The sequence below is a fragment of the Edwardsiella piscicida genome (genome assembly GCF_001896205.1).
Taxonomy (GTDB): Bacteria; Pseudomonadota; Gammaproteobacteria; order Enterobacterales; family Enterobacteriaceae; genus Edwardsiella; species Edwardsiella piscicida.
The window spans coordinates 1,077,093-1,097,883 of the sequence record NZ_MPNU01000001.1 but is presented as its reverse complement, the minus strand read 5'-3'; the positions used below and the strand labels follow the sequence as shown (position 1 = coordinate 1,097,883).

Annotated in this window: 15 protein-coding genes and 1 pseudogene; 9 read left to right on the top strand and 7 right to left on the bottom strand. The window is 59.1% G+C overall.

What is annotated here, in order from left to right; all coding sequences use genetic code 11:
- Positions 1-12: 12 nt before the first annotated feature.
- Positions 13-1,692: a ShlB/FhaC/HecB family hemolysin secretion/activation protein gene (locus tag BRD58_RS04980; RefSeq protein WP_073381859.1), complete on the bottom strand. Its 1,680-nt coding sequence runs from the start codon at positions 1,690-1,692 to the stop codon at positions 13-15.
- 560 nt (positions 1,693-2,252) lie between these two features.
- Here BRD58_RS04980 and BRD58_RS04975 point away from each other — a divergent pair.
- The 6 genes from BRD58_RS04975 to BRD58_RS04950 all read left to right on the top strand — a co-directional run bounded on the left by BRD58_RS04975 (position 2,253) and on the right by BRD58_RS04950 (position 7,887).
- Positions 2,253-2,663 (top strand): hypothetical protein, encoded by a 411-nt coding sequence (locus BRD58_RS04975; RefSeq protein ID WP_012847773.1) that lies wholly within the window; start codon positions 2,253-2,255, stop codon positions 2,661-2,663.
- Between the two features lie 156 nt (positions 2,664-2,819).
- Positions 2,820-3,917, top strand: coding sequence for an ABC transporter ATP-binding protein (locus BRD58_RS04970; RefSeq protein ID WP_073381855.1), 1,098 nt, complete (start codon positions 2,820-2,822; stop codon positions 3,915-3,917).
- Positions 3,918-3,947: 30 nt separating this feature from the next.
- Positions 3,948-5,222, top strand: coding sequence for an ABC transporter substrate-binding protein (locus BRD58_RS04965; RefSeq protein WP_015461082.1), 1,275 nt, complete (start codon positions 3,948-3,950; stop codon positions 5,220-5,222).
- A 12-nt stretch (positions 5,223-5,234) separates the two neighbouring features.
- Complete coding sequence (locus BRD58_RS04960) at positions 5,235-6,128, top strand: carbohydrate ABC transporter permease (RefSeq protein WP_015461081.1); 894 nt, start codon at positions 5,235-5,237, stop codon at positions 6,126-6,128.
- Entirely contained in the window at positions 6,125-6,973 is an 849-nt protein-coding gene (locus BRD58_RS04955; RefSeq protein ID WP_012847769.1) for a carbohydrate ABC transporter permease, read from the top strand. The genes BRD58_RS04960 and BRD58_RS04955 overlap by 4 nt, the downstream gene beginning before the upstream one ends.
- Positions 6,973-7,887 carry a metallophosphoesterase gene (locus tag BRD58_RS04950; protein ID WP_073381852.1) on the top strand — a complete coding sequence of 305 codons (915 nt, stop codon included), beginning with the start codon at positions 6,973-6,975 and terminating at the stop codon, positions 7,885-7,887. The genes BRD58_RS04955 and BRD58_RS04950 overlap by 1 nt, the downstream gene beginning before the upstream one ends.
- 188 nt (positions 7,888-8,075) lie before the next feature.
- Here the strand turns inward: BRD58_RS04950 and traT are convergent, their stop codons facing one another.
- On the bottom strand, positions 8,076-8,813 hold the full coding sequence (gene traT, locus BRD58_RS04945) for a complement resistance protein TraT (protein WP_015461079.1): 738 nt from the start codon (positions 8,811-8,813) through the stop codon (positions 8,076-8,078).
- Positions 8,814-9,764: 951 nt separating this feature from the next.
- Here traT and BRD58_RS04940 point away from each other — a divergent pair.
- The 3 genes from BRD58_RS04940 (at position 9,765) to BRD58_RS04920 (ending at position 13,151) form a co-directional block, all read left to right on the top strand.
- A complete protein-coding gene (locus BRD58_RS04940; RefSeq protein ID WP_073381847.1) occupies positions 9,765-10,526 on the top strand; it encodes a substrate-binding domain-containing protein in 762 nt (253 codons plus the stop codon).
- 532 nt (positions 10,527-11,058) lie between these two features.
- The gene (locus BRD58_RS04930) at positions 11,059-12,159 is read left to right on the top strand and encodes a glycerol dehydrogenase (RefSeq protein WP_015461077.1); all 1,101 of its coding nucleotides are present in this window, start codon (positions 11,059-11,061) and stop codon (positions 12,157-12,159) included.
- Positions 12,160-12,515: 356 nt separating this feature from the next.
- The gene (locus BRD58_RS04920) at positions 12,516-13,151 is read left to right on the top strand and encodes a hypothetical protein (protein ID WP_073381844.1); all 636 of its coding nucleotides are present in this window, start codon (positions 12,516-12,518) and stop codon (positions 13,149-13,151) included.
- A 34-nt stretch (positions 13,152-13,185) separates the two neighbouring features.
- Here the strand turns inward: BRD58_RS04920 and pflB are convergent, their stop codons facing one another.
- The 5 genes and pseudogenes from pflB to tdcA all read right to left on the bottom strand — a co-directional run bounded on the left by pflB (position 13,186) and on the right by tdcA (position 20,130).
- On the bottom strand, positions 13,186-15,480 hold the full coding sequence (pflB, locus tag BRD58_RS04915; RefSeq protein ID WP_012847762.1) for a formate C-acetyltransferase: 2,295 nt from the start codon (positions 15,478-15,480) through the stop codon (positions 13,186-13,188).
- Positions 15,481-15,512: 32 nt separating this feature from the next.
- The gene (tdcD, locus tag BRD58_RS04910) at positions 15,513-16,721 is read right to left on the bottom strand and encodes a propionate kinase (protein WP_069578291.1); all 1,209 of its coding nucleotides are present in this window, start codon (positions 16,719-16,721) and stop codon (positions 15,513-15,515) included.
- 29 nt (positions 16,722-16,750) lie between these two features.
- A complete protein-coding gene (gene tdcC, locus BRD58_RS04905; RefSeq protein ID WP_015461075.1) occupies positions 16,751-18,082 on the bottom strand; it encodes a threonine/serine transporter TdcC in 1,332 nt (443 codons plus the stop codon).
- 21 nt (positions 18,083-18,103) lie between these two features.
- Positions 18,104-19,092: pseudogene (gene tdcB, locus BRD58_RS04900) on the bottom strand (bifunctional threonine ammonia-lyase/L-serine ammonia-lyase TdcB).
- 96 nt (positions 19,093-19,188) lie between these two features.
- Positions 19,189-20,130, bottom strand: a complete 942-nt coding sequence (gene tdcA, locus BRD58_RS04895) for a transcriptional regulator TdcA (protein ID WP_015461074.1) — start codon at positions 20,128-20,130, stop codon at positions 19,189-19,191.
- Between the last annotated feature and the right edge of the window lie 661 nt (positions 20,131-20,791).

The window sequence follows — 20,791 nt, the reverse complement described above, 5'->3', positions numbered from 1 at the left end:
GCCGAAGCCGAGTTAAAAGGAATAAGAAAATCGTGTTAATAGCTGGGTCGATTGACTCGGAAAGTTATTATTTGAAATCGCCCTGGCGCGCCCGACCTCAATATCAAGCTGCGCGGAGGTGCTACTCAGCGTTACGCCGGCAACGGCGCCTACGCCACTCTGCCATCCCTGATCTCCCGCGTTCGACAGCACGCGGCCCACGTCCAGACCGATGCGCGGCGTCACGGTGAACGCCCGCCAGCGCAGGGGACGCGACAGCGTGTTCTGCCAATACCACCCGTTATCCGCCGACAGCGTGCCCCGCTTGAATCCACGCACGGCGCTGCGCTCCGTGAGGCTGACCCACTCAACGCCCGGCAGCGGATCCCGACTGTATTGCCCATACCACTGGGCGTTGAACAGATAGACATCGTCGGCCAGCGTAACCCGCTGACTCACACCGGCGGAGAGCTTCAGCTTGGTGTACTGCGCCTCGGCGCCGGTGCGCTGGCGCCCGCGATCGGCGCCCAAAATGGACAGCCCCCGCTCCACGCTGAGGTTGCCCGTGGCGACGCCGCCGGACAATATATGCAGGTGGCTGAGGCCCAGCTCCGCCACGCTCAGGGTCGGGCTGCTGACCCGCAGCAGATCATCCTGCAGATAGCTGCGGATGCGCTTATATGTCAGCTGAACGCCCAGCGTGTTGATTTGACGCTGACTGCGCTGCAGCACCGCATCGCCGCGCAGGCCATACTGACTGGCCTGTCCGTCCAGCAGGATGCGGATATGCGGCAGCGACTGATGCATCTGATAGTCCGAGAAGCTGGCGAAGCCGCTGAAGGTCAGGTCGCCGTAGGGCAGTGAGTAAAACAGCATGTAGGCACGGCTGTAGCGCGCCGAGGGCTGGGCCAGCGTGGTCGATGCGCTCAGGCTGACAAAGTCGGAGAGCCCCAGCGGGCTGTCCAGCGTTGCGCTGCCGCGCGCCACCCACTCCCCGGTGCTTTGCTGGCCGTAGTTGTCCAGCGAGCCGCTGACCTGCCAGGGGCGCTCCCGCCGGTTGTACAGGCGGATCACCGACCCGCCGACGCGCTCCCCGGGCAGAATATCCATGCTGACGTGGTTAGAGCGCAGCCGGTTGGCCTGATCCAGCCCCTGATCCAGAGAGGCCAGACGCAGCGGTTTACCGACCGCACCGGGAAACAGCCAGCGCCGATTCACCCCCCGATCGCCCCCCTCGATACGCTCGATAAACCCTTCGGTCACCCGCACGCCCAGCTCGCCGCGCGCATTGGGGCGTAAAAACTGGACCCGGGCGGTGATATAGCCCTTCTCCAGATACAGGGCGGTCAGCTGTTTCGCGAGATGATTGACGTCGCGGCTGCGGATACAGTGCGTCGGCAAGGGGTCCAGCGCCCGGAGATCGCGCAGGGATAACAGCGTGATCCCGGTTAAATAGACGCCGTCGATCGGCAGACAGGAGGTGTCCTCACGCAGTTGGGCCGGCGCGGCGGCGGAGGGGCGCGCCTGGCGCTGCTTCTCCAGACGCTGAAGGCTCTGCTGCTCCAGCAGTGAATTGACTTCGCGTGCGCTGTTCTGCAGCGCGCGCCGCGACTCATCGGTCGGCGTATTGTCCCAGAACGGCGCGGCGCTCGCGCCGCACGACATCCCCCAGAGCGTTACCCATAGCAGGCAGAAAGGCGTTTTTTTATTCATATTATTCCCCCGGGCGACGGCAAACTGTCGGTGGAGTTATCGTTATCTTCCCTGCATGGAACGGCGAAAAAACATCGTAAAGTTAATCCTTTCTAATCTGTTTTTAAGATTAATCTCAATTTGTAATATAAATCAATACAAATCTAATCAAATTGATAATTACATCGCTATCCATCCGTCTATTTTGCGAAACATTGTGCTGCGCCGCTCGCCGTGGATATAGGCAATGGATTGCGTTCAAAGAATGAATCATAAGTAATTTGATTTAGGAAAGACGAAATAGGCTGAATATCATCAAAAGAAGGCTGGTGCGCTATTTGCCGTGCTCGCTTGCGCCCTGAAATACGGGGATATTTTGGGGCACTAGCCCGGCGGCGCAGCGCCGAATACGACGCCAGAGAAATAAGCGTCCGCGGTGCGGGAGACGCTCTCCGCTTATTCCCTTATGTCAGTGTGATATGACGACGGGTAACCCTACAAAGGATGCGCTAATCTTGATAACAGATCCGTGACGGATACCGTCATCAACCAGTATATTCATATTCTCAAGGAGAGTTATCATGGTTCAGTCAGCTACGCTGTCAGCACCCGGAGCCTATTCCGCTGCGGGAGAAGCGCTGCCCGACGCCGCATCGGCTATCGTGCTGCGGGTGGTCGATCGCGACGACGCGCTCAATCTGATGCGCACCCTCGTCTTTCCGGTCAGCGAAAGTCAGGAGCAGGTCAGCCGGGCCCTGCAGCGTAATCCGCAGGCCATCGAACAGTGGCTGGCACATTTTAACAGCGGCTTTGCCGAAAATCTGCAGTGCTGGCTGGAGCAGTATATTCTGGTGGTTCCCCACGTCCGCGAAAACCTGCCGGCGGTGCAAAGCCATCTGGTGCGCCTGCTGAGCGCCCTGCAGCTCACCTACCGCCCCGGCGCCATCGTGCCGCTGACCCAGTGGGTCGATATGCTGGAGGCTCGCGCCTAATCCCCTCTCCACCCGGCGCCAGGGGAGCGCCTCCCCGCGTCGACAGAGCGCCCCCGTGCGGGCGCTCTACCGTCATCACCGCGTTATATTCCCTTCATGAAACTGACATGCTCCGCTGGCAGGCTTAAGCCACGCCTTTCCTGACGAGCTAACGCCATGAGCTACCTGACGCTGCACCATATTCATAAAGCCTGGGGAGATAAAACCGCCCTGCGCGACATCAGCTTCTCCGTCCGCGAAGGGGAGTTTGTCGCCCTTCTCGGCCCGTCGGGCTGTGGAAAAACCACCCTGCTGCGCACCCTGGCCGGCCTGGATCAGGCCGATAGCGGCACCATCCGCCTGCGCGGCGAGCCGGTGGAACACCTGCCGCCGGCGCAGCGTCAGCTGTCGATGGTGTTCCAATCCTACGCCCTGTTTCCCCACCTCAGCGTCCGTGAAAACCTGCTGTTCGGACTGCGGGCGCGCCATGAGGAGAAACGTCACTTCGCCAGCCGCCTGGCCGAGGTCAGCGCCCTGCTGGAGCTGGATACCCTGCTCGATCGCCTGCCCGCGCAGCTCTCCGGCGGGCAGCAGCAGCGGGTCGCCCTGGGGCGGGCCGTCATCGCCCGCCGCCGACTGTGTCTGATGGATGAGCCGCTCTCCAATCTGGACGCCCGGCTGCGCCAGACCATGCGCCGCGAGATCCGTACCCTGCAGCAGCGCCTGGGGCTGACGGTGCTGTACGTCACCCACGATCAGCTGGAGGCCATGAGCATGGCCGATCGCGTCATCCTGCTGCACGAGGGGGCCATCGTCCAGCACGACAGTCCGGAAAACCTCTATCACGATCCCGCCAGCAGCTTTGCCGCCCGATTTATCGGCGCACCGCCGATGAATCTGCTGCCCCTGCGCCGCCGCAGCGGCTGGCATTGCCTGGGCCACCAGCCCATCTGCGCCGATGATGGCCAGACGGCGCTGACGCTGGGGCTGCGCGCCGAAAACCTGACCCTGACCGCCCTGGGCGCCGGTAAAGCCGACGCCCGGATCAGCGCCGTCGAATATATGGGCGCCGATACCTGGCTGCAGTGTGCGCTGGCGTGCGGCGGCGAGCTCACCGTCAGCATGAGCGGGCTGCGCCGCGTCAGCCCCGGCAGCGCCGTCGGCCTAAGCTGGCCGCGCCAGGCCCAGTATCTATTTCACCGTGACAGCGGTGCGCGCTGCCGCGACGCTGAACAGCCGTTTTTACCCCGGGTTGCCCTTCACGCCGCCCATTGATCCGTTCTCTGCTCTCATAAGGAAAATGTCATGCGACGATCTCTGCCCCGGTACGCCGCGGCCAGCCTACTGGCCCTGACCGCCTGCGTAGCCAGCGCGGCCCCGGTGACCCTCCAGATGTACTACCCCATCGCCGTCGGCGGCAAGGTTAGCCAGACCGTCGACGCCCTGGTCGCCGACTTTGAACAGCAGCATCCCGACATCCGCATTCAGCCGGTCTACACCGGCGACTATGCCACCACGGTCACTAAGGCACTGACCGCCTTTCGCGGCGGCAACCCGCCCCAGCTGGCGGTGATCGGCGATATCGAGGTCTACTCGCTGAAGGAGGCCGGCGCCATCGCTCCCATCAGCGATCTGGTCGATGACGCGGCGGGACAGGCCTGGCTGGACAGCTTCTATCCGGCCTTTATTCGCCGTATCGACGGCAAGGTCTACGGCATCCCGTTTCAACGCTCTACCGTCGTGCTGTATTGGAATAAACAGGCGTTCGCCCAGGCGGGGCTGGATCCCGAGCACCCGCCCCAGAGCTGGCGAGAGGTGGAGTCGTTTGGCCGCCGCCTGACCCTGCGCGAAGGTAATCAGGTGCGCCAGTGGGGAATAGAGATCCCGTCAACGCCGATAGGCTACTGGACCTTCCAGGCTATCGCCGCCACCAACGGGGGGACGCTGGACAACCGCCGCGGCACCGCCGTCACCTTTGATACCGCCGCCAACCGAGAGGCGCTCAGCTGGCTGCACGATCTGGCACGACAGCACGCCATCTCACCGCCGGGCGCCATTCACTGGGGCTCGACGCCGCAGGACTTTATCGATGGCAAGACGGCGATGATGGTGACCACCACCGGCAACCTGGCGACGGTGCGCGATAGCGCCAAATTCCCCTTCGGCGTCGCCATGCTGCCGGCCAATACCGGGCGCGGCAGCCCCACCGGCGGCGGCAACCTGTACCTGTTCAGCCAGGCAAGCGCGGCGCAGCGCCAGGCGGCCCTGCGCTTTATCCGCTGGCTCTCCGCCCCGGCGCAGGCGGCGCGCTGGAGCATCGCCACCGGCTATGTCGCCACCTCGCCGGCCGCCTGGCAGACCGAGGCCATGCAGCGCTATGTACAGCAGTTCCCCCAGGCCACGGTCGCCCGCGATCAGCTCCAATACTCCCAGCCGGAGCTCTCCACCTACCGCAGCGTACAGGTGCAGGAGTTGCTCAACCGGGCCGTCGAAGCCGCCGTCACCGGCGGGAAAAGCCCCCAGCAGGCCCTTGCTGACGCCCAGCGCCAGGCCGATCGCCTGCTGCAGCGCTACCCGTAAACGGAGCGGCGGATGATGAATACCCACGTTTCGCCGGCCCGCCGCGCTGGACTGCAGCGCCAGGTATACGGCTATCTTCTGCTGTTGCCGGCGCTGGTGCCGCTGGTGCTGTTTACCCACTACCCCGCGCTGGCTGCGCTGCGCGATAGCCTGCTCAGCGCCGCCCCCGGCGGCGGCGCCACGCTAGAGCACTATCGCACCCTGTGGCAGGACGATACCTTTATACAGTCGCTGTACAACAACCTGCGCTACGCCCTGCTGACCATTCCGCTGGCGGTGGGACTGGCGCTGGCCATGGCGCTGGCGGTCAATCGCCGCGCCCGCGGCAGCGCGCTCATCCGCACGGCCTTTTTTCTGCCGTCGCTGCTGCCGATGGTCGCTATCGCCAACCTGTGGCTGTTTTTCTATACGCCGCAGCTGGGGCTGCTCAACCGCGCGCTGGCGCTGCTGGGCTGCGCCCCGCTGAACTGGCTGGGCGATCCCGATAGCGCCCTGTACTGCCTGATGGCGGTTTCGGTATGGCGCGAAGCGGGCTTCTTTATGATCTTCTATCTGGCGGCGCTGCAGCAGATCGATCCGCGCCTGAGCGAAGCGGCCGCCATCGAAGGCGCCTCGCGGCTGACCTTCTTTCGGCGGGTGCAGTGGCCCCTGCTGATGCCCACCACCCTATTTGTGCTGATCAACGCCTCCATGAATGCCTTTCGCCTGGCGGATCAGGTGATCGCCATGACCAACGGCGGGCCGGACAATAGCACCAGCCTACTGCTGTTCTATATCTACCGCACCGCGTTCAGCTATTGGGATCTGCCCTATGCGGCCGCGATGACCGTCGTCCTGCTGGCGATCCTCGCCACGCTGACGCTGATGAAATTCACCCTGCTGGACAGGAGAGCCTGGTACCAATGAGCACCCTCACGCTGCCGTTATCCTACCGCCCGCGGGCATATGCGCTGGGCCGCCGCGCCGTCACGCTGCTGATCTGGATCGGCGCCCTGCTCTGGCTGCTGCCGGTGCTGGTCGCCGCCTGGGTCGCCCTGCACCCGGCGGCCGAACAGAGCAGTTTCTCGCCGAGCGCCCCCCTGACGCTGGAGAACTTTCGCGCCGCCTGGCACGCGGCCCCCTTTGGCCGTTATTTCATCAATACGGCCCTGCAGGTCTCCCTGATCGTCAGCGTCCAGCTGCTGCTGGCCACGCTGGCGGCCTGGGCCCTGGTGCGGATGGCGCCGCGCGGCGCCGGGCTGCTGTTTGCCCTGATCCTGCTACAGCTGATGATCAGTCCGGATGTCCTGATCCTGAACAACTACCAGACCATCAGCGCCCTTGGGCTGCGTGACACCCTGTGGGGCATCGCGCTACCCTACTTTGCCTCGGCGTTCGCGATCTTCCTGCTGCGCCAGACCTTTAAGGGGATCCCGCTGGCGCTGGAGGAGGCGGCCATCATCGAGGGTGCCAGCCGAGCCTGCATTCTGTGGCGCATTTACGTCCCGCTGGCGACGCCGGTCTACGTCGCCTTTACCCTGGTGTCCGTCAGCTTTCACTGGAATGACTTTCTCTGGCCTCTGGTGATCACCGACTCCCTGCACGCCCGCCCGCTCACCGTCGGCCTGCAGCTCTTTTCCGCTCCCGAGCAGGGCATACAGTGGGCGCTGATCGGCGCCGCAACCCTGATGACGACCCTGCCGCTGCTGCTGTTATTCCTGCTGTGCCAGCGCCGTTTTGTGCAATCCTTTATGCGCGCGGGGATCCGCTGATGCGCCGCGATGCGATGCCCCCCCTGCTCAGTCAGCCCCAGCGACGGCGCCTAGGGCTGGCCGCCGCGCTATACCGACCGCCATCGATCCAGCTCCGCGCGGGAGAGCCCCTGCGCTTCGGCCTGTTGGCCGATCCCCAATACGCCGACGCGCCCCCCGACGGGGAGCGCTATTATCGCCACAGTCTGCATAAGCTTGATCGCGCCATCGCCAGCGTTAACCGACAGCCGCTGGCCTTTGTCGCCACGCTGGGCGATCTGGTCGATCGCCACTGGCGCGACTATCCCGCGCTGCTGGCCCGCTACCGCGCCCTGCGCCATCCCCATCTGATCGTCAGCGGTAACCACGACGCCGTCGCGCTTGCCGCTCACCTGAGCGCGGCGCAGCCGCCCCTCGCCCTGCCCAAGCACTATTACGCCGTGACGCTGCCGGGCATACGGCTGTTAATCCTGGATGGCAATGACCTCAGCCTGTGCGCCGCGGGCGACGATCTGCGCCGGGCGCAGCGCCTGCTGGCGCAGCTGGTCCAGCGCGGAGCGACGCAGGCGCAGCCCTGGAATGGCGCCCTCGGCGCGTCCCAGCTAACCTGGCTGCACCGGCAGCTGAACGCGGCGCGGCGGCGGGCGGAAACGGTTCTGGTCTTCTGCCACTTCCCCCTGGCGCAGGAAACCCGCCACAGCCTGTGGAACCACGCCGTCGTCAGTCAGCTGCTGTGCCATTATCGGGTGCGCGCCTGCTTCAGCGGGCACGATCACCGCGGAGGCTATCTGCGCCGGGATCACACCGACTTCATCACCCTGTGCGGCATGGTCGACGGCGCCGACGCCGCGCCTTTCGCCATCGCAGAGCTGAACGGGACTCGCCTGACGCTGCGCGGATTCGGCCCGGAGCCCAGCCGACGGCTAACGCTGTGAGCACAGACTACGGAGGGCTTGCGGTAAGCCGAGAGCGGGGGCAGCGGCGCGGTTGGGCGACCAAGGCGCCGCCTGGGAAAGGGGGAGACGAACGAGAGAAAAGCGCGGGGCGATAGCGTGGGGGGGAGATGCCGCCCGCGGCGGCCCACCGATCCCCACGGGCAGGATCGACGGGCCCCACGGCGCGCTTACAGAATGCTGGCGATGGATTTGGCCAGCTGCGCTTCCAGCGCTGGGCGTGCCTGATCAAACTTCAGATTGACCTGATTGGCGCTGGAGACAATACGCGTCTGATAGCGATGCTGGTTACCCTGCATGCTGCTGGTCTGTACCTTGGCACCGGACGTTCCCTGACGCAGGGCCGCCACATTGTCGGTCTGCACCTTGGCCGTCGTACGCTCGGCAATCTGCACGTCGGTGACCATGGTATAATTGACATCCTCGACCATCGCATCCGCCGCCAGCCCGATCAGGCCCGCCGCTAACCCAACCCCCAGGGTCGCCCCGGCAGAGGCGGTATTATAGGCGGTGATACCGGCTCCCAGCGCGGCCCCCGTGGCCGCCCCCTGATACCCCTGGCTCAGCAGCCCCTGCGCCTCGCGCAGATCCATCCGATCGGCCCGCAGCACGTTGGCCTGTACCCAGTAGTAGGCCTGGTCGGGGTTGGAGACCAGCTGATAGCCTTTAGCCCGAATATCTTCGGCAATTTGCGCCTGCAGATTATCCAGCGTTTTATCCGAGGTATTTTTCACCTGCAAATATACGGTTTTCTGAGACGACGGCTCCAGCCAAATGGTTTCGCTCATCTGGGTTTTTACCTCCAGATTACGCTTCTTAATCGCCGTACTTACTGCGCCGCAGCCGGACAGCAGCAGACAAAAGGAGATCAGGCCGGCAATAGCGGCATTTTTATAATGGCGGTTCATATAAATATACTCATTCAGAGGTAGAAAAAGAGAAATAACCGGCGCCGCGTTGCTGGCGTTTCACAGTGCGGCGATTATAGCGATGCAGATTATTTTAATGCAAATGGCGACATTATTTATAAACGCGATTCAGGAGTATTCCTACGCAAGGTTAAATCGCAGCTAAACGGGGTGTTCGCGAAATAACCACGCCTTGCTCAGGCCACGTGGAGCAAGGCCTCACGGGATGACACCCAGATTATCCCCGGCGGCGCGGGGTAATTAACACGAATGGAGTAGATCTCATGCAAATATAATGGAAACAAATCATCCTGTCTTTTGTATAACAAGAGGATACATATCGCGAATACCCATTCACCGCCCTGATAAATAATAACGCGCGTCATCAACTAAGCCCCGGCGCCCTCATCAGAAAGAGGCAATAGACAATGTCAGGCAGGCCCCCAATGGAAGATGCACGCGGAGTACAGGGAAAACAGGGCCCCGCGATGCCCAGAGTGCCCCCCCGACATCGACGGGCAACGCCGCGTAGGCGCATCGATAATCGTCGCGTAATGAACGCCATTGCCTCCGTGTTCAGGACGGGTTGCTGATGCCATGCGCGAAAGGCGACGGGTATCGCTCCGTCAATCACGGCCCACGCCGCTTACCGGAAGTGGCGTGATGCTGAGATTGTCGAACGCTTCGGGCAACACGGGTTACCTACCGGCAAGGCGCCGGAGGCTTAGGCTATCCTCGAACGTTATTCGACTGACGCCGTGCAATAGCCCGCTGGCGAGTTATATAAAATATAATTCCCATATACATTCTATTTATCTATCTAATAAACAATTTATATACTTATTTTTTATGAATTATTAAATGTTAAAAGCTTAACGTTTTCGTGATAACGCATCAGAATACGGCTAAAACACTTATCATCTCTCCTCGCCAAAAATGAGAGGAATACTTATGAAAAAAGTTCTAGCCACGATGATTTTTGCATTTTCTTCAGCCGCATTTGCCGACATTCATTTATATGGACCCGGTGGCCCCCACGTCGCCTTACAGGCGGCAGCGGCACAGTATACCCAAAAAACTGGGGTGCCGATTACCGTACACTACGGCCCTCAGGCAACGTGGAATGATGCAGCAAAGAAGAATGCGGATATCCTATTTGGTGCCTCAGAGCAATCGGCCTTGGCCATCGTGCGCGATCATCAGAATAACTTCAGTGAGAAAGATATTCAGCCGCTGTATTTACGGCAGAGCATCCTGCTGGTAAAAAAAGGAAATCCTAAAAATATCAAGGGAGTTGAAGACCTCTCTCGCCCCGGGATTGGGATTATCGTAAACGATGGCGGTGGTACGAGTAATACCTCTGGCACGGGTGTATGGGAAGATATCGCGGGGCGTAAAGGGGATATTAAGACCGTTATCGGCATACGGCAAAATATTATCCTCTTTGCGCCCAATAGCGGGAGCGCCCGTAAGGCTCTGGAAGAGCAGCCTCAAGCCGATGTTTGGATAACCTGGGCGGATTGGGCTATCAGTAATCCAGGAATCGGTGATGTCGTTAAGATTGAACCAGACTATATAATATGGCGCGATATGAATATTACAGTCCGTAAGGACTCAGATGAAGAAACTCGCCAATTTTCCGCCTGGCTGCGCTCCGATGAAGCCCTTCCGATATTTATAAAATACGGTTGGTTGAGATCCGCCGCGTCTTAAGCGGAACAACCTCCTGTCTGCATGTCGCGCCGATCCCCAAAGACGCTGTCATAGCATGCGTTACGGTCATTGCTGCGGGTGACGTATGGCAAACTACACAGAGCAGATCCGCGCTAAGATTGGGGAAACGATGGCATCGCGACGCCCAGGGCACAGAATCCGGCATTCACTGGAGACGCAGCGTAAGCGCACGGCAATGAACGCCATTGTCGTCGTGCTCAGGACGGGTTGCTGATGCCATGCGCGAAAGGCGACGGGTATCGCTCCGTCAATCACGGCCCACGCCGCTTACCGGAAGTGGCGTGATGCTGAGATTGTCGAACGCTTCGGGCAAAATGGGGGCTTGCCGGCGAAAGGTCGGACGCGATTGATTGGCCACGGTGGTCGATAGATAGTTGCATGACAACATCGTCGCTTGCTGGCGCAAAAAAGGGGCCGTAACCTGACTATCTGATCCATACTCAACGACAGCGTGGCCTTCGCCCGGCGGAGCGCCTTTAGCAGACTTTATCTTCTCGACAGGAGCGTAACGATGTTAAAAGTCATCCAATCACCGTCCAAGTATATTCAGGGGCCCGGCGCGCTGCACGCCATCGGGCAGTATGCCCGACTGCTGGCCGACAGCCAGTTTGTTATCGCCGACGACGTTGTCATGGGGCTGACCCGCGAGACGGTGGCGAGCAGCCTGAAACAGGCCGACGTCGAAGGGCACTTTGTCCGCTTTGGCGGCGAGTGCAGCCGTAGCGAGATCGATCGCCTGGGCCGTGAGCTGAAGCGTCTGGGCTGCCGGGGGGTGATCGGCATCGGCGGCGGCAAGACGCTGGATACCGCGAAGGCGCTGGCCCACTATCAGGCGCTGCCGGTGCTGATCGTCCCGACCATTGCCTCTACGGACGCGCCGACCAGCGCGCTGTCGGTGATCTACAGCGACCAGGGCGAGTTTGAAGAGTATCTGATTTACCCGACCAACCCGGATATGGTGCTGATGGATACGGCGATCATCGCCAAGGCGCCGGTACGCCTGCTGGTCGCCGGTATGGGCGATGCCCTCTCCACCTATTTTGAAGCGCAGGCCTGCGTGGATGCCCACGCGATCAGCATGGCCGGCGGAGAGTCGACCCGAGCGGCGCTGGCGCTGGCGCACCTGTGCTATCAGACGCTGCTGGAGGAGGGATACAAGGCCAAGCTGGCGGTCGAGGCCGGCGTCGCGACGCCGGCGGTGGACAACATTGTCGAAGCCAATACCTATTTGAGCGGGCTGGGCTTTGAAAGCGCCGGGCTGGCGGCGGCGCATGCCATCCACAACGGGCTAACGGTGCTGGAGGAGTGCCACGCGATGTACCACGGGGAGAAGGTGGCCTTTGGCACTCTGTGCCAGCTGGTGCTGCAAAACAGCAGCAGTGAGCAGATTGAAACCGTGCTCGACTTCTGCGTCCAGGTGGGGCTGCCGGTCACGCTGGCGCAGCTGGGCATCAAGGATGGCCCGCAGCTAAACGATAAGATCATGGCCGTAGCCGAGGCCAGCTGCGCCAAGGGGGAGACCATTCACAATATGCCGTTCAGCGTGACGGCGCCGCAGGTGTATGCCGCGATCCTGGCCGCCGATCGGCTGGGGCGGGCCTGGCTAGCCTAACCGCGCGGCACGGGGCGTCCTGCGCCCCGTGCCCTTTTCCAAAACACCGCCCTCCCCCTGCCCCGGCCGCGAATACCGTTGGCGATAGCACCGCCGAGGCGCCATACGCCATACGCCATACGCCATACGCCATACGCCATACGCCATACGCCATACGCCATACGCCATACGCGACGATTATCGATAAAATAATAACGCCGTCACGCGCGATTAAGCGCCAAAGACAAATATTTAAAATAAATAAAAATACAGAAGCCATAAGATATATACATGGCTTTTTTTGCGCCATCCGGCCGCTCGATACACTGCATTATCTTTTTCTCTCCAGCGCCGAATTAAATAAAAAAGAGAACGAGATGAAATTAAAGGCATCAATTGTCGATATATTCCTTTTTATTATAATATTAACGATTGGCACTCTCTCCCGGCTTAATCTTCTGCCCGACGATACAACCGCGGTTGCCGCCCTCATACAGCGCATTGAGTTTACCCAGGGTATTTGGCTGGTATTTGGCGCCCTGTTTACCCTGCAGTGGTGCAGAAAAAACGCACTGAGCGCGACCGACAGACACTTCTGGCTGTGGGTTGCCCTGTGGTGGCTGCTCCTGCTTGGCCGCCACATGAGCTGGGGACGGATCGCGTTTCCCGCGGGCCCGGCGCTGCTCTATCGGGCCATCCCGCTCCTCCTGATCATGGCGCTGGCGATCCCCCTCTGCTTTCGCTCACTGCGCGGCGCCATCGCCGAACGGGCCCGACGCCATCCCGTCCCGCTCTGGACGCTGGGCGCGGTGATCGGCGCATTCATCCTCGCCGACGCCGTCGAGCACCAGCGCGCGTATGTCGCCTTTTTACAGCCGGAAAACCGCTATAAGGAGCTGATCGAAGAGATGTTTGAGTGCCCGTTTATGCTCGGCCTCTTCCAGATAACCCGCACCCTGATCGCTGCCGAACGCCGTGTGCTGCGCCAAACGGTTAAAAACGGGCCGCCCTAATGCGCGGCCCGTGGGGAGATAACGCCCGCTCCCGTTAAAACGTGCGGGTAAAGGTGCGGGAAATCACATCCTGCTGCTGCTCGCGGGTGAGCGCATTGAAACGCACCGCATAGCCGGAGACCCGGATGGTCAGGTTCGGGTAGTTTTCCGGGTGCGCTATCGCATCCAGCAGCATATCGCGGTTCATCACGTTCACATTGAGGTGCTGACCGCCCTCTACCGCCTCTCGGTGGTGGAAGTAGCCGTCCAGTAGGCCGACCAGGTTATCCTTGCGCACCGTCTCCTCCTTGCCCAGCGCCTGCGGCACGATGGAGAAGGTATAGGAGATACCGTCTTTGGCATAGGTAAAGGGCAGCTTGGCCACGGAGGTCAGCGAGGCCACGGCCCCCTTACGGTCGCGCCCGTGCATCGGGTTAGCCCCCGGGGCAAACGGCGTCCCGGCGCGGCGACCGTCCGGCGTATTGCCGGTCTTTTTCCCGTAGACCACGTTAGAGGTAATGGTCAGGATCGACTGGGTCGGCACCGCGTGCCGGTAGGTTGGCAGCGCCCGGATCTTCTTCATAAAGCGCTCGACCAGATCGCAGGCGATACGGTCTACCCGATCGTCGTTGTTGCCGTACTGCGGGTAGTCCCCCTCAATGGCGAAGTCCACGGCCAGCCCCTGCTCGTCACGGATCGGCGTCACCCGCGCGTACTTAATCGCGGACAGGGAGTCCACCGCCACCGACAGCCCCGCGATGCCGCAGGCCATGGTGCGGTAGACATCGCGATCATGCAGCGCCATCAGCGCCGCCTCATAGCTGTATTTGTCGTGCATGTAGTGAATCAGATTCAGCGCGCTGATGTACTGCACCGCCAGCCAGTCCATAAAGCGATCGAGGCTTTCGATCACCGTCTCATACTCCAGCACCGTGTCCATCAGAGGCGCGGTTTTCGGCCCCACCTGGATCTTCAGCTTCTCGTCCACGCCGCCGTTGATCGCGTACAGCAGAGTCTTGGCCAGGTTCGCGCGGGCGCCAAAGAACTGCATCTGTTTGCCGATCACCATCGGGCTGACGCAGCAGGCGATGCCATAGTCATCGCTGTTAAAGTCCGGGCGCATCAGATCATCGTTTTCATACTGCAGCGACGAGGTCAGAATAGAGAGATGCGCGGCATACTTTTTAAAGCTGATCGGCAGCGCCTCTGACCACAGGATGGTCAGGTTCGGCTCCGGCGCCGGTCCCATGGTATGCAGCGTATGCAGATAGCGATATGAACTGCGGGTCACCAGCGTGCGACCATCCAGCCCCATTCCGCCGATCACCTCCGTCGCCCAGATAGGATCGCCGGAGAACAGCGAGTCAAACTCCGGCGTGCGCAAAAAGCGCACCATGCGGATCTTCATGATGAAGTGGTCGATCAGCTCCTGCGCCTGGGTCTCCGTCAGCGCCCCGGCCTGCAGATCGCGTTCGATATAGATATCCAGGAAGGTGGCGGTGCGCCCCAGCGACATGGCGCCGCCGTTCTGTGACTTCACGGCGGCCAGATAGGCGAAGTACAGCCACTGTATCGCCTCCTGCGCACTGCGCGCCGGGCGGGAGATATCGTAGCCGTAGTCGGCGGCCATCTCTTGGATCTGCAGCAGCGCCCGCCGCTGTTCTGCCAGCTCCTCACGCAGGCGGATCACCCCCTCCAGATCGTCGCCGCGCTCCAGCGCCGGCTGCAGATCGGCGAACTGCAGCTCGCGCTCGCGCACCAGATAAGCGATACCGTACAGCGGCACCCGGCGATAGTCGCCGATGATACGCCCGCGGCCATAGCCGTCCGGCAGACCGGTCAAAATCCCCGACTTGCGGCAGCGCAGCATCTCCGGCGAGTAGACGTCGAAGACCCCCTGGTTATGGGTTTTGCGCAGGTCGCTGAACAGATACTCGAACGCCGGGTCCATCTCCCGCCCATAGGCGTTAAACGAGCTGCGGATCATGTTGATGCCGCCAAACGGATGCAGCGCGCGCTTCAGGGGAGCGTCCGTCTGCAACCCGACGATGGTCTCCAGCTCCCGCGCGATATAGCCCGGCCCGTGAGACGTAATGGTCGTCGCGACGTTAGTATCAAAATCGACCGGCGCATGGGTCGCATTCTCGATGCGGATCCCCTCCATCACCTTTTGCCATAGTGCCGTTGTCGCAGGCGTCGCTGGCGCCAGAAAAGATTCATCGCCGGTATAAGGCGTATAGTTATTCTGAATAAAGTCACGAACGTTTATTTCGTTTTTCCATTCAGTACCTATAAAGCCATACCAGGCCTCGGCATATGCGCGATCGCCGGTATTAATATCAACCTTCATGGAAATACTCTCTTTAGATAACAATGAATAAATTATGCGTATTCAATCGATGGCATTATTTTTCCTAGACGCAGTGCGTCCAGAGCAATCATTCTCTCCTCATCGGTAGGGATCACTGCGCAAATAACGGCGGAGTCCTCACCGGATATAATTCTTTCGCCTGCGCTGCCGGGCAGATTATTTTTATCCGGCGCCAGCGTAATACCGAATACGGATAAATGTTCCAGCACCATCCGCCGGATCAGCGCCGAATTCTCGCCGATCCCGCCGGTAAAGATAATGCCGTCCAAACGCCGCAGCGAGGCGGCGTGTCCGCCGATATGGCGCGCAATGCGGTGAACAAAGGTGCGTATCGCCAAATCGGCCCGCTGATGTCCCTCTCGCTGCGCCCGCTCCAAGACCCGCAGATCCGACGACAGCCCGGAGATCCCCAGCAGCCCCGACTCGGTATTCACCATCTGCTCCAGATCGGCGATCGACTGGCCGGTCTGGCTGGCGATCCAGGCCAGTGCCCCAAAGTCGACGTCGCCGCTGCGGGTGCCCATCATCAGCCCCTCCAGCGGCGTCATCCCCATGGAGGTATCGACGCTGCGTCCGTTGCGCACCGCGCAGATAGAGGCGCCATTGCCCAGGTGCGCAATCACCAGGCCGGAGTCCGCCTCAGAGAGCCCCAGCAGATGATGGGCGCGCTGCGACACATAGCGGTGCGAGGTGCCGTGAAACCCGTAGCGCCGCACGCCATACTCCTGCGCATAGCGGTATGGCAGGGCGTACAGCCAGGCCTCCGGCGCCAGCGTCTGATGAAAGCTGGTATCAAACACCGCAACCTGGGTCACCCCGGGGAACAGATGCCTGGCGGAGACCATGCCGCTCAGGTTGGCGTAGTTGTGCAGCGGCGCCAGCGGAGAGATCCGGCGAATCTTCTCCATCACCTCATCATCCACGATCGCCGACTGCTGGAACAGATTGCCGCCGTGCGCGACGCGGTGGCCGATTAAGGCCACGCTGTCGATCAGGCTGCGCTTCTCCAGCTCGGCGCAGATGGCGGCCAGCGCAGGTTCATAGCCCCGCTGCGCCAGCGCGACCGGCGCCGCGCCATTCACCGACAGCGTCGCGCTGCCGCTATTGATGCCTTCGGCGATGCCGGCCAGCAGCACCTCACAGCGCTGTGCGTCCAGCACGGAAAACTTAATCGAAGACGATCCGCTGTTTATCACCAGCACGACTGGATACTCATGCATTTTATGACTCCCATCGTCCGCTCGCCGAATTACATCAGCTGATAAACAATATTCAGGATGGTCAGCAGGCCGATAATCGTGACGAAATAGTTAGACGCCTTGCCTTTGTATTTCGCCAGCGCAGGAACTCGCCATACCGCATACATCGGCAGCAGACACAGCAGCGCAGCAATAATAGGCGCACCCATGGCACCGATCAGGTCCAGAATATTCGGGTTGATATACGCGATCACCCAGGTAGAGCCCATAATGATGACCATGCTTATCATATTGAGCTTCTTCATCGGCGCCTGCGACTTCTCTCCATGGTAGCCAAATTTAATGATCAAACCGTTCAACCCCTCCAGGGTTCCCAGGTAATGACCAAAGAACGATTTAAAAATAGCCACCAGGGCGATAATCGAGGCGCCATACTCCAGAACGGTGGCATAGGTAGATTTACCGCTGCCCAGTGAGCTGAAGTGGTTGGCCAGATAGGAGAGAATGGGAATGTTCTGCTGTTTAGCCTGCGCCATATCCTGCGGCGACAGGGTAAAGAGGCAGCTAAAGGCAAAGAACATCACCACCACCACCATCAGCACGCTGGCGCGCGAAATGATCTTCGCACACTTTTGCTCGGTATATTCCCGGCCAAAGTCCGCCTCATACTCTTCGCGTTTGGAGACTACAAACGACGAAACAATGGGGGAGAAGTTGAAGGAGAACACCATAATCGCGATCCCCAGCCAGACGGTTACCAGAATGCCATGGCTGCCGAACAGGCTCAGGCTGTGCATATCGAAGCTGGTAAAGATGTCACTCGTCCAGTAGGGGATCAGCGACAGGGAGATCAGCACCAGGCAGGTAATGAAGGGAAAGACCAGATATCCCATTACCTTAACCATTAAATCCTTGCCGAAGTAGATAAAAAACGCCATGACCAGCAGGATAGCCAGCGCCACCACGCCGCGGTTAATGGCCGGCAGCAGCAGCTGATGCTGCCAGAAGGCAATAAACGTATTGGTGATGGTCACGCCGTAGATCCACAGCAACGGACAGATGGCAAAAAAATACAGGAAGGTGATCACCACGCCGCCGACATGGCCGAAGTGCTGATCGACGGTATCGGTAATATTATCCGATATGCTGCGCCCGGACAGGCACAGACGGGCCAACGCGCGATGGCAAAAGAACGCGATGGGAAAGGCAAGAATAAGCATGAAAATGATCGGCAACAGCCCGCCGATACCGGCGCTGATCGGGAAGAACAAAACGCCGGCCCCGATCGCTGTACCGAACAACCCTAAAACCCAGCGTGTATCCGTTTTGCGCCAAGTGGTCACCTTGGCCTGACCCGCAACGACACTGTCAGTGCTACTCATATCTTATCCTCACATAAAAAATCAGGCGTCTACCAGCCCGGTAATTTGCGAAACACGGGAGAGGTCAATATTCCCACCGGAGATGATGCTGACGCTTTTACGCCCTTTAATATACTGATCGAGCTTTCCACTCAGCAGTGCGGCAGAGGCTAAGGCACCGGCCCCTTCGGTAATCACCTTATTACGCTGGATCAGCGCCACCATGCTGGCCCGGATCTCCTCTTCGCTGACCAGAACCATGTCGTCAACCAGCTCGCGGGCAATCTCAAAGGTCAGGTTTCCTGGACGCGAAACATCGCAGCCGTCGGCCAGCGTACCGCTCGTACGATGGGTCGCGATCTCCCCGGCGTAATAGGATGCCGCCATACCGTGTACGTTTTCCGACTGCACGCCGATGATACGGATGGTCGGGTTAATCGATTTAATCGCAATCGCGATACCGGCAATCAGCCCACCGCCGCCGACCGGTACAATAACATTATCGACATCATAGAGATCTTCTAAAATCTCCAGACCGATGGTTCCCTGACCAGCAATCACCATCGGATCATCGTAAGGTGGAATAAATATCCGCCCTTCCATCTCGACGATCTCACTCACCTTGCTAATGGTGTCGTTGAAGTTATTGCCATACAGCACGACCTCCGCCGAATAGTCGCAGGTGGCCGCGACCTTGGATTTGGGCGCACAGGTCGGCATGACGACTTTACCGTCGATCCCCAGCATGGCGCAGGAGAGTGAAACTCCCTGGGCATGGTTACCGGCGGAGCAGGCCACCACCCCCTTGCGGCGTTCGCTCTCCGTCAGGGAGCTCAGCTTATTGAACGCACCGCGAATTTTAAACGAACCGGTACGCTGCATATTTTCAAACTTCAAAAATATTTCGCCCTTACAGCGTTCGCTAAGATAATTAGAGCGCGGCATCCCTGTTTTATATATTTTTCCGGAGAGTCTTTTTTTGCTGCTTGAATATCATCAATGCTAACGGGAAGATCATATGTAATATGCATGCTATCCTCTCTACAGGAGTAATTTATATTCAAAGCCAACGACAATACTGATCCTGCGGGTATTTTTTAATTACCCACACTCACTCATCTCATGTGCTACTGCTCGGCGGCGACCGGCTGTTTATATTTGGCACACTGGCTTGGACAATACTGCTTAGCCAACTCTACCAACAGCAGCGCGGATTTTTTAATCTTATAGTTTTTTGACCAAATCGCGGCATAGTGTGCGATCGGCAGCGCATCCTCAATCGCCAGGGTCATAAACTGATTTGAGCCGAAGGGGGTCGTCATATCGCAGGGGATCACGGTAAGGAAATTCGCATTGAGCACTAGATTATAGATCGTGACGACTGAGTCGGTTTTTATGATATTCGCAGTGTCAATCTGATGCTTATTCAAAATGCTGAGCAGCTGTTTATAATACCCCATATCGGTTTGCGGCAGCACCCACTGCTCATGCCGTAGGGCGTCCAGCGTCAGCGGGCCACTGCCGCTTCGCGATTTATTGGCGACGACCACAAACTCTGAATCAAACAGCGGTTCAACGTGCAGATCCTGCAGCTGCATATCATCACTCAGCGTACCGATGGCAAAGTCCAAACGCCCATCGCGGATCGCCGGGAAAAAGGACGAAAGCTGAGCTTCAAACATCGACACCTGCGCGCTGGGAAATACGCTTTTAAATGTCTTAATCATCTGGGACAGAAAGGTAAAGCCGATCAGGGATGGAAAGCCAAAGGCGACATCGGCGACGCTACTACAGCTCAGACTATTGATCTCACTGACCATATTCTTCATTTCACGGGTGATTGACTCGGAATAGTTCAGCAGCACCTGCCCCGCGCTGGTCAGCGTGACGCCGGTATTTTTACGAATGATAACCTCGATACCAAAATAGTCTTCCATCTCGCTGATGGTCTTGCTTACCGCCGGTTGAGAAATCCCCAAACGCTTGGCCGCAGCCCCAATTGAGCCGCTTCTGATGACCTCCTGAAAGACCACAAGGTGTTGCGTTTTGGGTAGAATAAACGTGTTCATGTTCATTAGCACTTATTCTCTCAGCGGGTGGTAGTGAACTCTACTAAATAGGGTTATGGGGGGATGTGTTATTGCTCACAGTTTATAAAGAGCAATATTTCCATTTGATATTTACCCTATGTGTTTCATACAGATAAATAAAAATAACCTATTTTTTCATGACCGCAGTCAAGAAAAAAAGAGAGAATAACCTTATGTTATGGCGATAATTTAAGCACCACGAAAAAAGCGATTTTTTAAACCGTAAAGAAGCTAAAAACGCATTTATGCAGGTAAATAAAAATATTCCATCCGAATGCTATCGATACCATGGCAGCAACCCCGCGGGAATGCTCTGTCCGCGCCCCTCGCCGAACGCCAGGCGCCGCCCAGCCCGCACGGATAAAAAAATCATTACCACTAATAAAATCAATAAAACAAACACAAAACACCTCCTTTTACCATTTATTCCATAAATGAAACCATAAAACACGCCAAATAACAGAACCTATCCCTATCATCACCAACAGAGGCAGCATGACGTCATAGATCGTCCTAAAAATCGCCAACGTCCTGGCCGCTTTTATGGCTATCATCGGATAAACGGTCCTATCGGCCCAACGTCGCACGACGCGCCGCCGGCGATGCACCGATCCCGTCCCTGCGCCTCCCCGCAGGGGCT

Coding starts and splice junctions, on each gene's coding strand:
- BRD58_RS04980 (WP_073381859.1), bottom strand. CDS start 1,692: ATGAATAAAAAAACGCCTTTCTGCCTGCTATGGGTAACGCTCTGGGGG.
- BRD58_RS04975 (WP_012847773.1), top strand. CDS start 2,253: ATGGTTCAGTCAGCTACGCTGTCAGCACCCGGAGCCTATTCCGCTGCG.
- BRD58_RS04970 (WP_073381855.1), top strand. CDS start 2,820: ATGAGCTACCTGACGCTGCACCATATTCATAAAGCCTGGGGAGATAAA.
- BRD58_RS04965 (WP_015461082.1), top strand. CDS start 3,948: ATGCGACGATCTCTGCCCCGGTACGCCGCGGCCAGCCTACTGGCCCTG.
- BRD58_RS04960 (WP_015461081.1), top strand. CDS start 5,235: ATGATGAATACCCACGTTTCGCCGGCCCGCCGCGCTGGACTGCAGCGC.
- BRD58_RS04955 (WP_012847769.1), top strand. CDS start 6,125: ATGAGCACCCTCACGCTGCCGTTATCCTACCGCCCGCGGGCATATGCG.
- BRD58_RS04950 (WP_073381852.1), top strand. CDS start 6,973: ATGCGCCGCGATGCGATGCCCCCCCTGCTCAGTCAGCCCCAGCGACGG.
- traT (WP_015461079.1), bottom strand. CDS start 8,813: ATGAACCGCCATTATAAAAATGCCGCTATTGCCGGCCTGATCTCCTTT.
- BRD58_RS04940 (WP_073381847.1), top strand. CDS start 9,765: ATGAAAAAAGTTCTAGCCACGATGATTTTTGCATTTTCTTCAGCCGCA.
- BRD58_RS04930 (WP_015461077.1), top strand. CDS start 11,059: ATGTTAAAAGTCATCCAATCACCGTCCAAGTATATTCAGGGGCCCGGC.
- BRD58_RS04920 (WP_073381844.1), top strand. CDS start 12,516: ATGAAATTAAAGGCATCAATTGTCGATATATTCCTTTTTATTATAATA.
- pflB (WP_012847762.1), bottom strand. CDS start 15,480: ATGAAGGTTGATATTAATACCGGCGATCGCGCATATGCCGAGGCCTGG.
- tdcD (WP_069578291.1), bottom strand. CDS start 16,721: ATGCATGAGTATCCAGTCGTGCTGGTGATAAACAGCGGATCGTCTTCG.
- tdcC (WP_015461075.1), bottom strand. CDS start 18,082: ATGAGTAGCACTGACAGTGTCGTTGCGGGTCAGGCCAAGGTGACCACT.
- tdcA (WP_015461074.1), bottom strand. CDS start 20,130: ATGAACACGTTTATTCTACCCAAAACGCAACACCTTGTGGTCTTTCAG.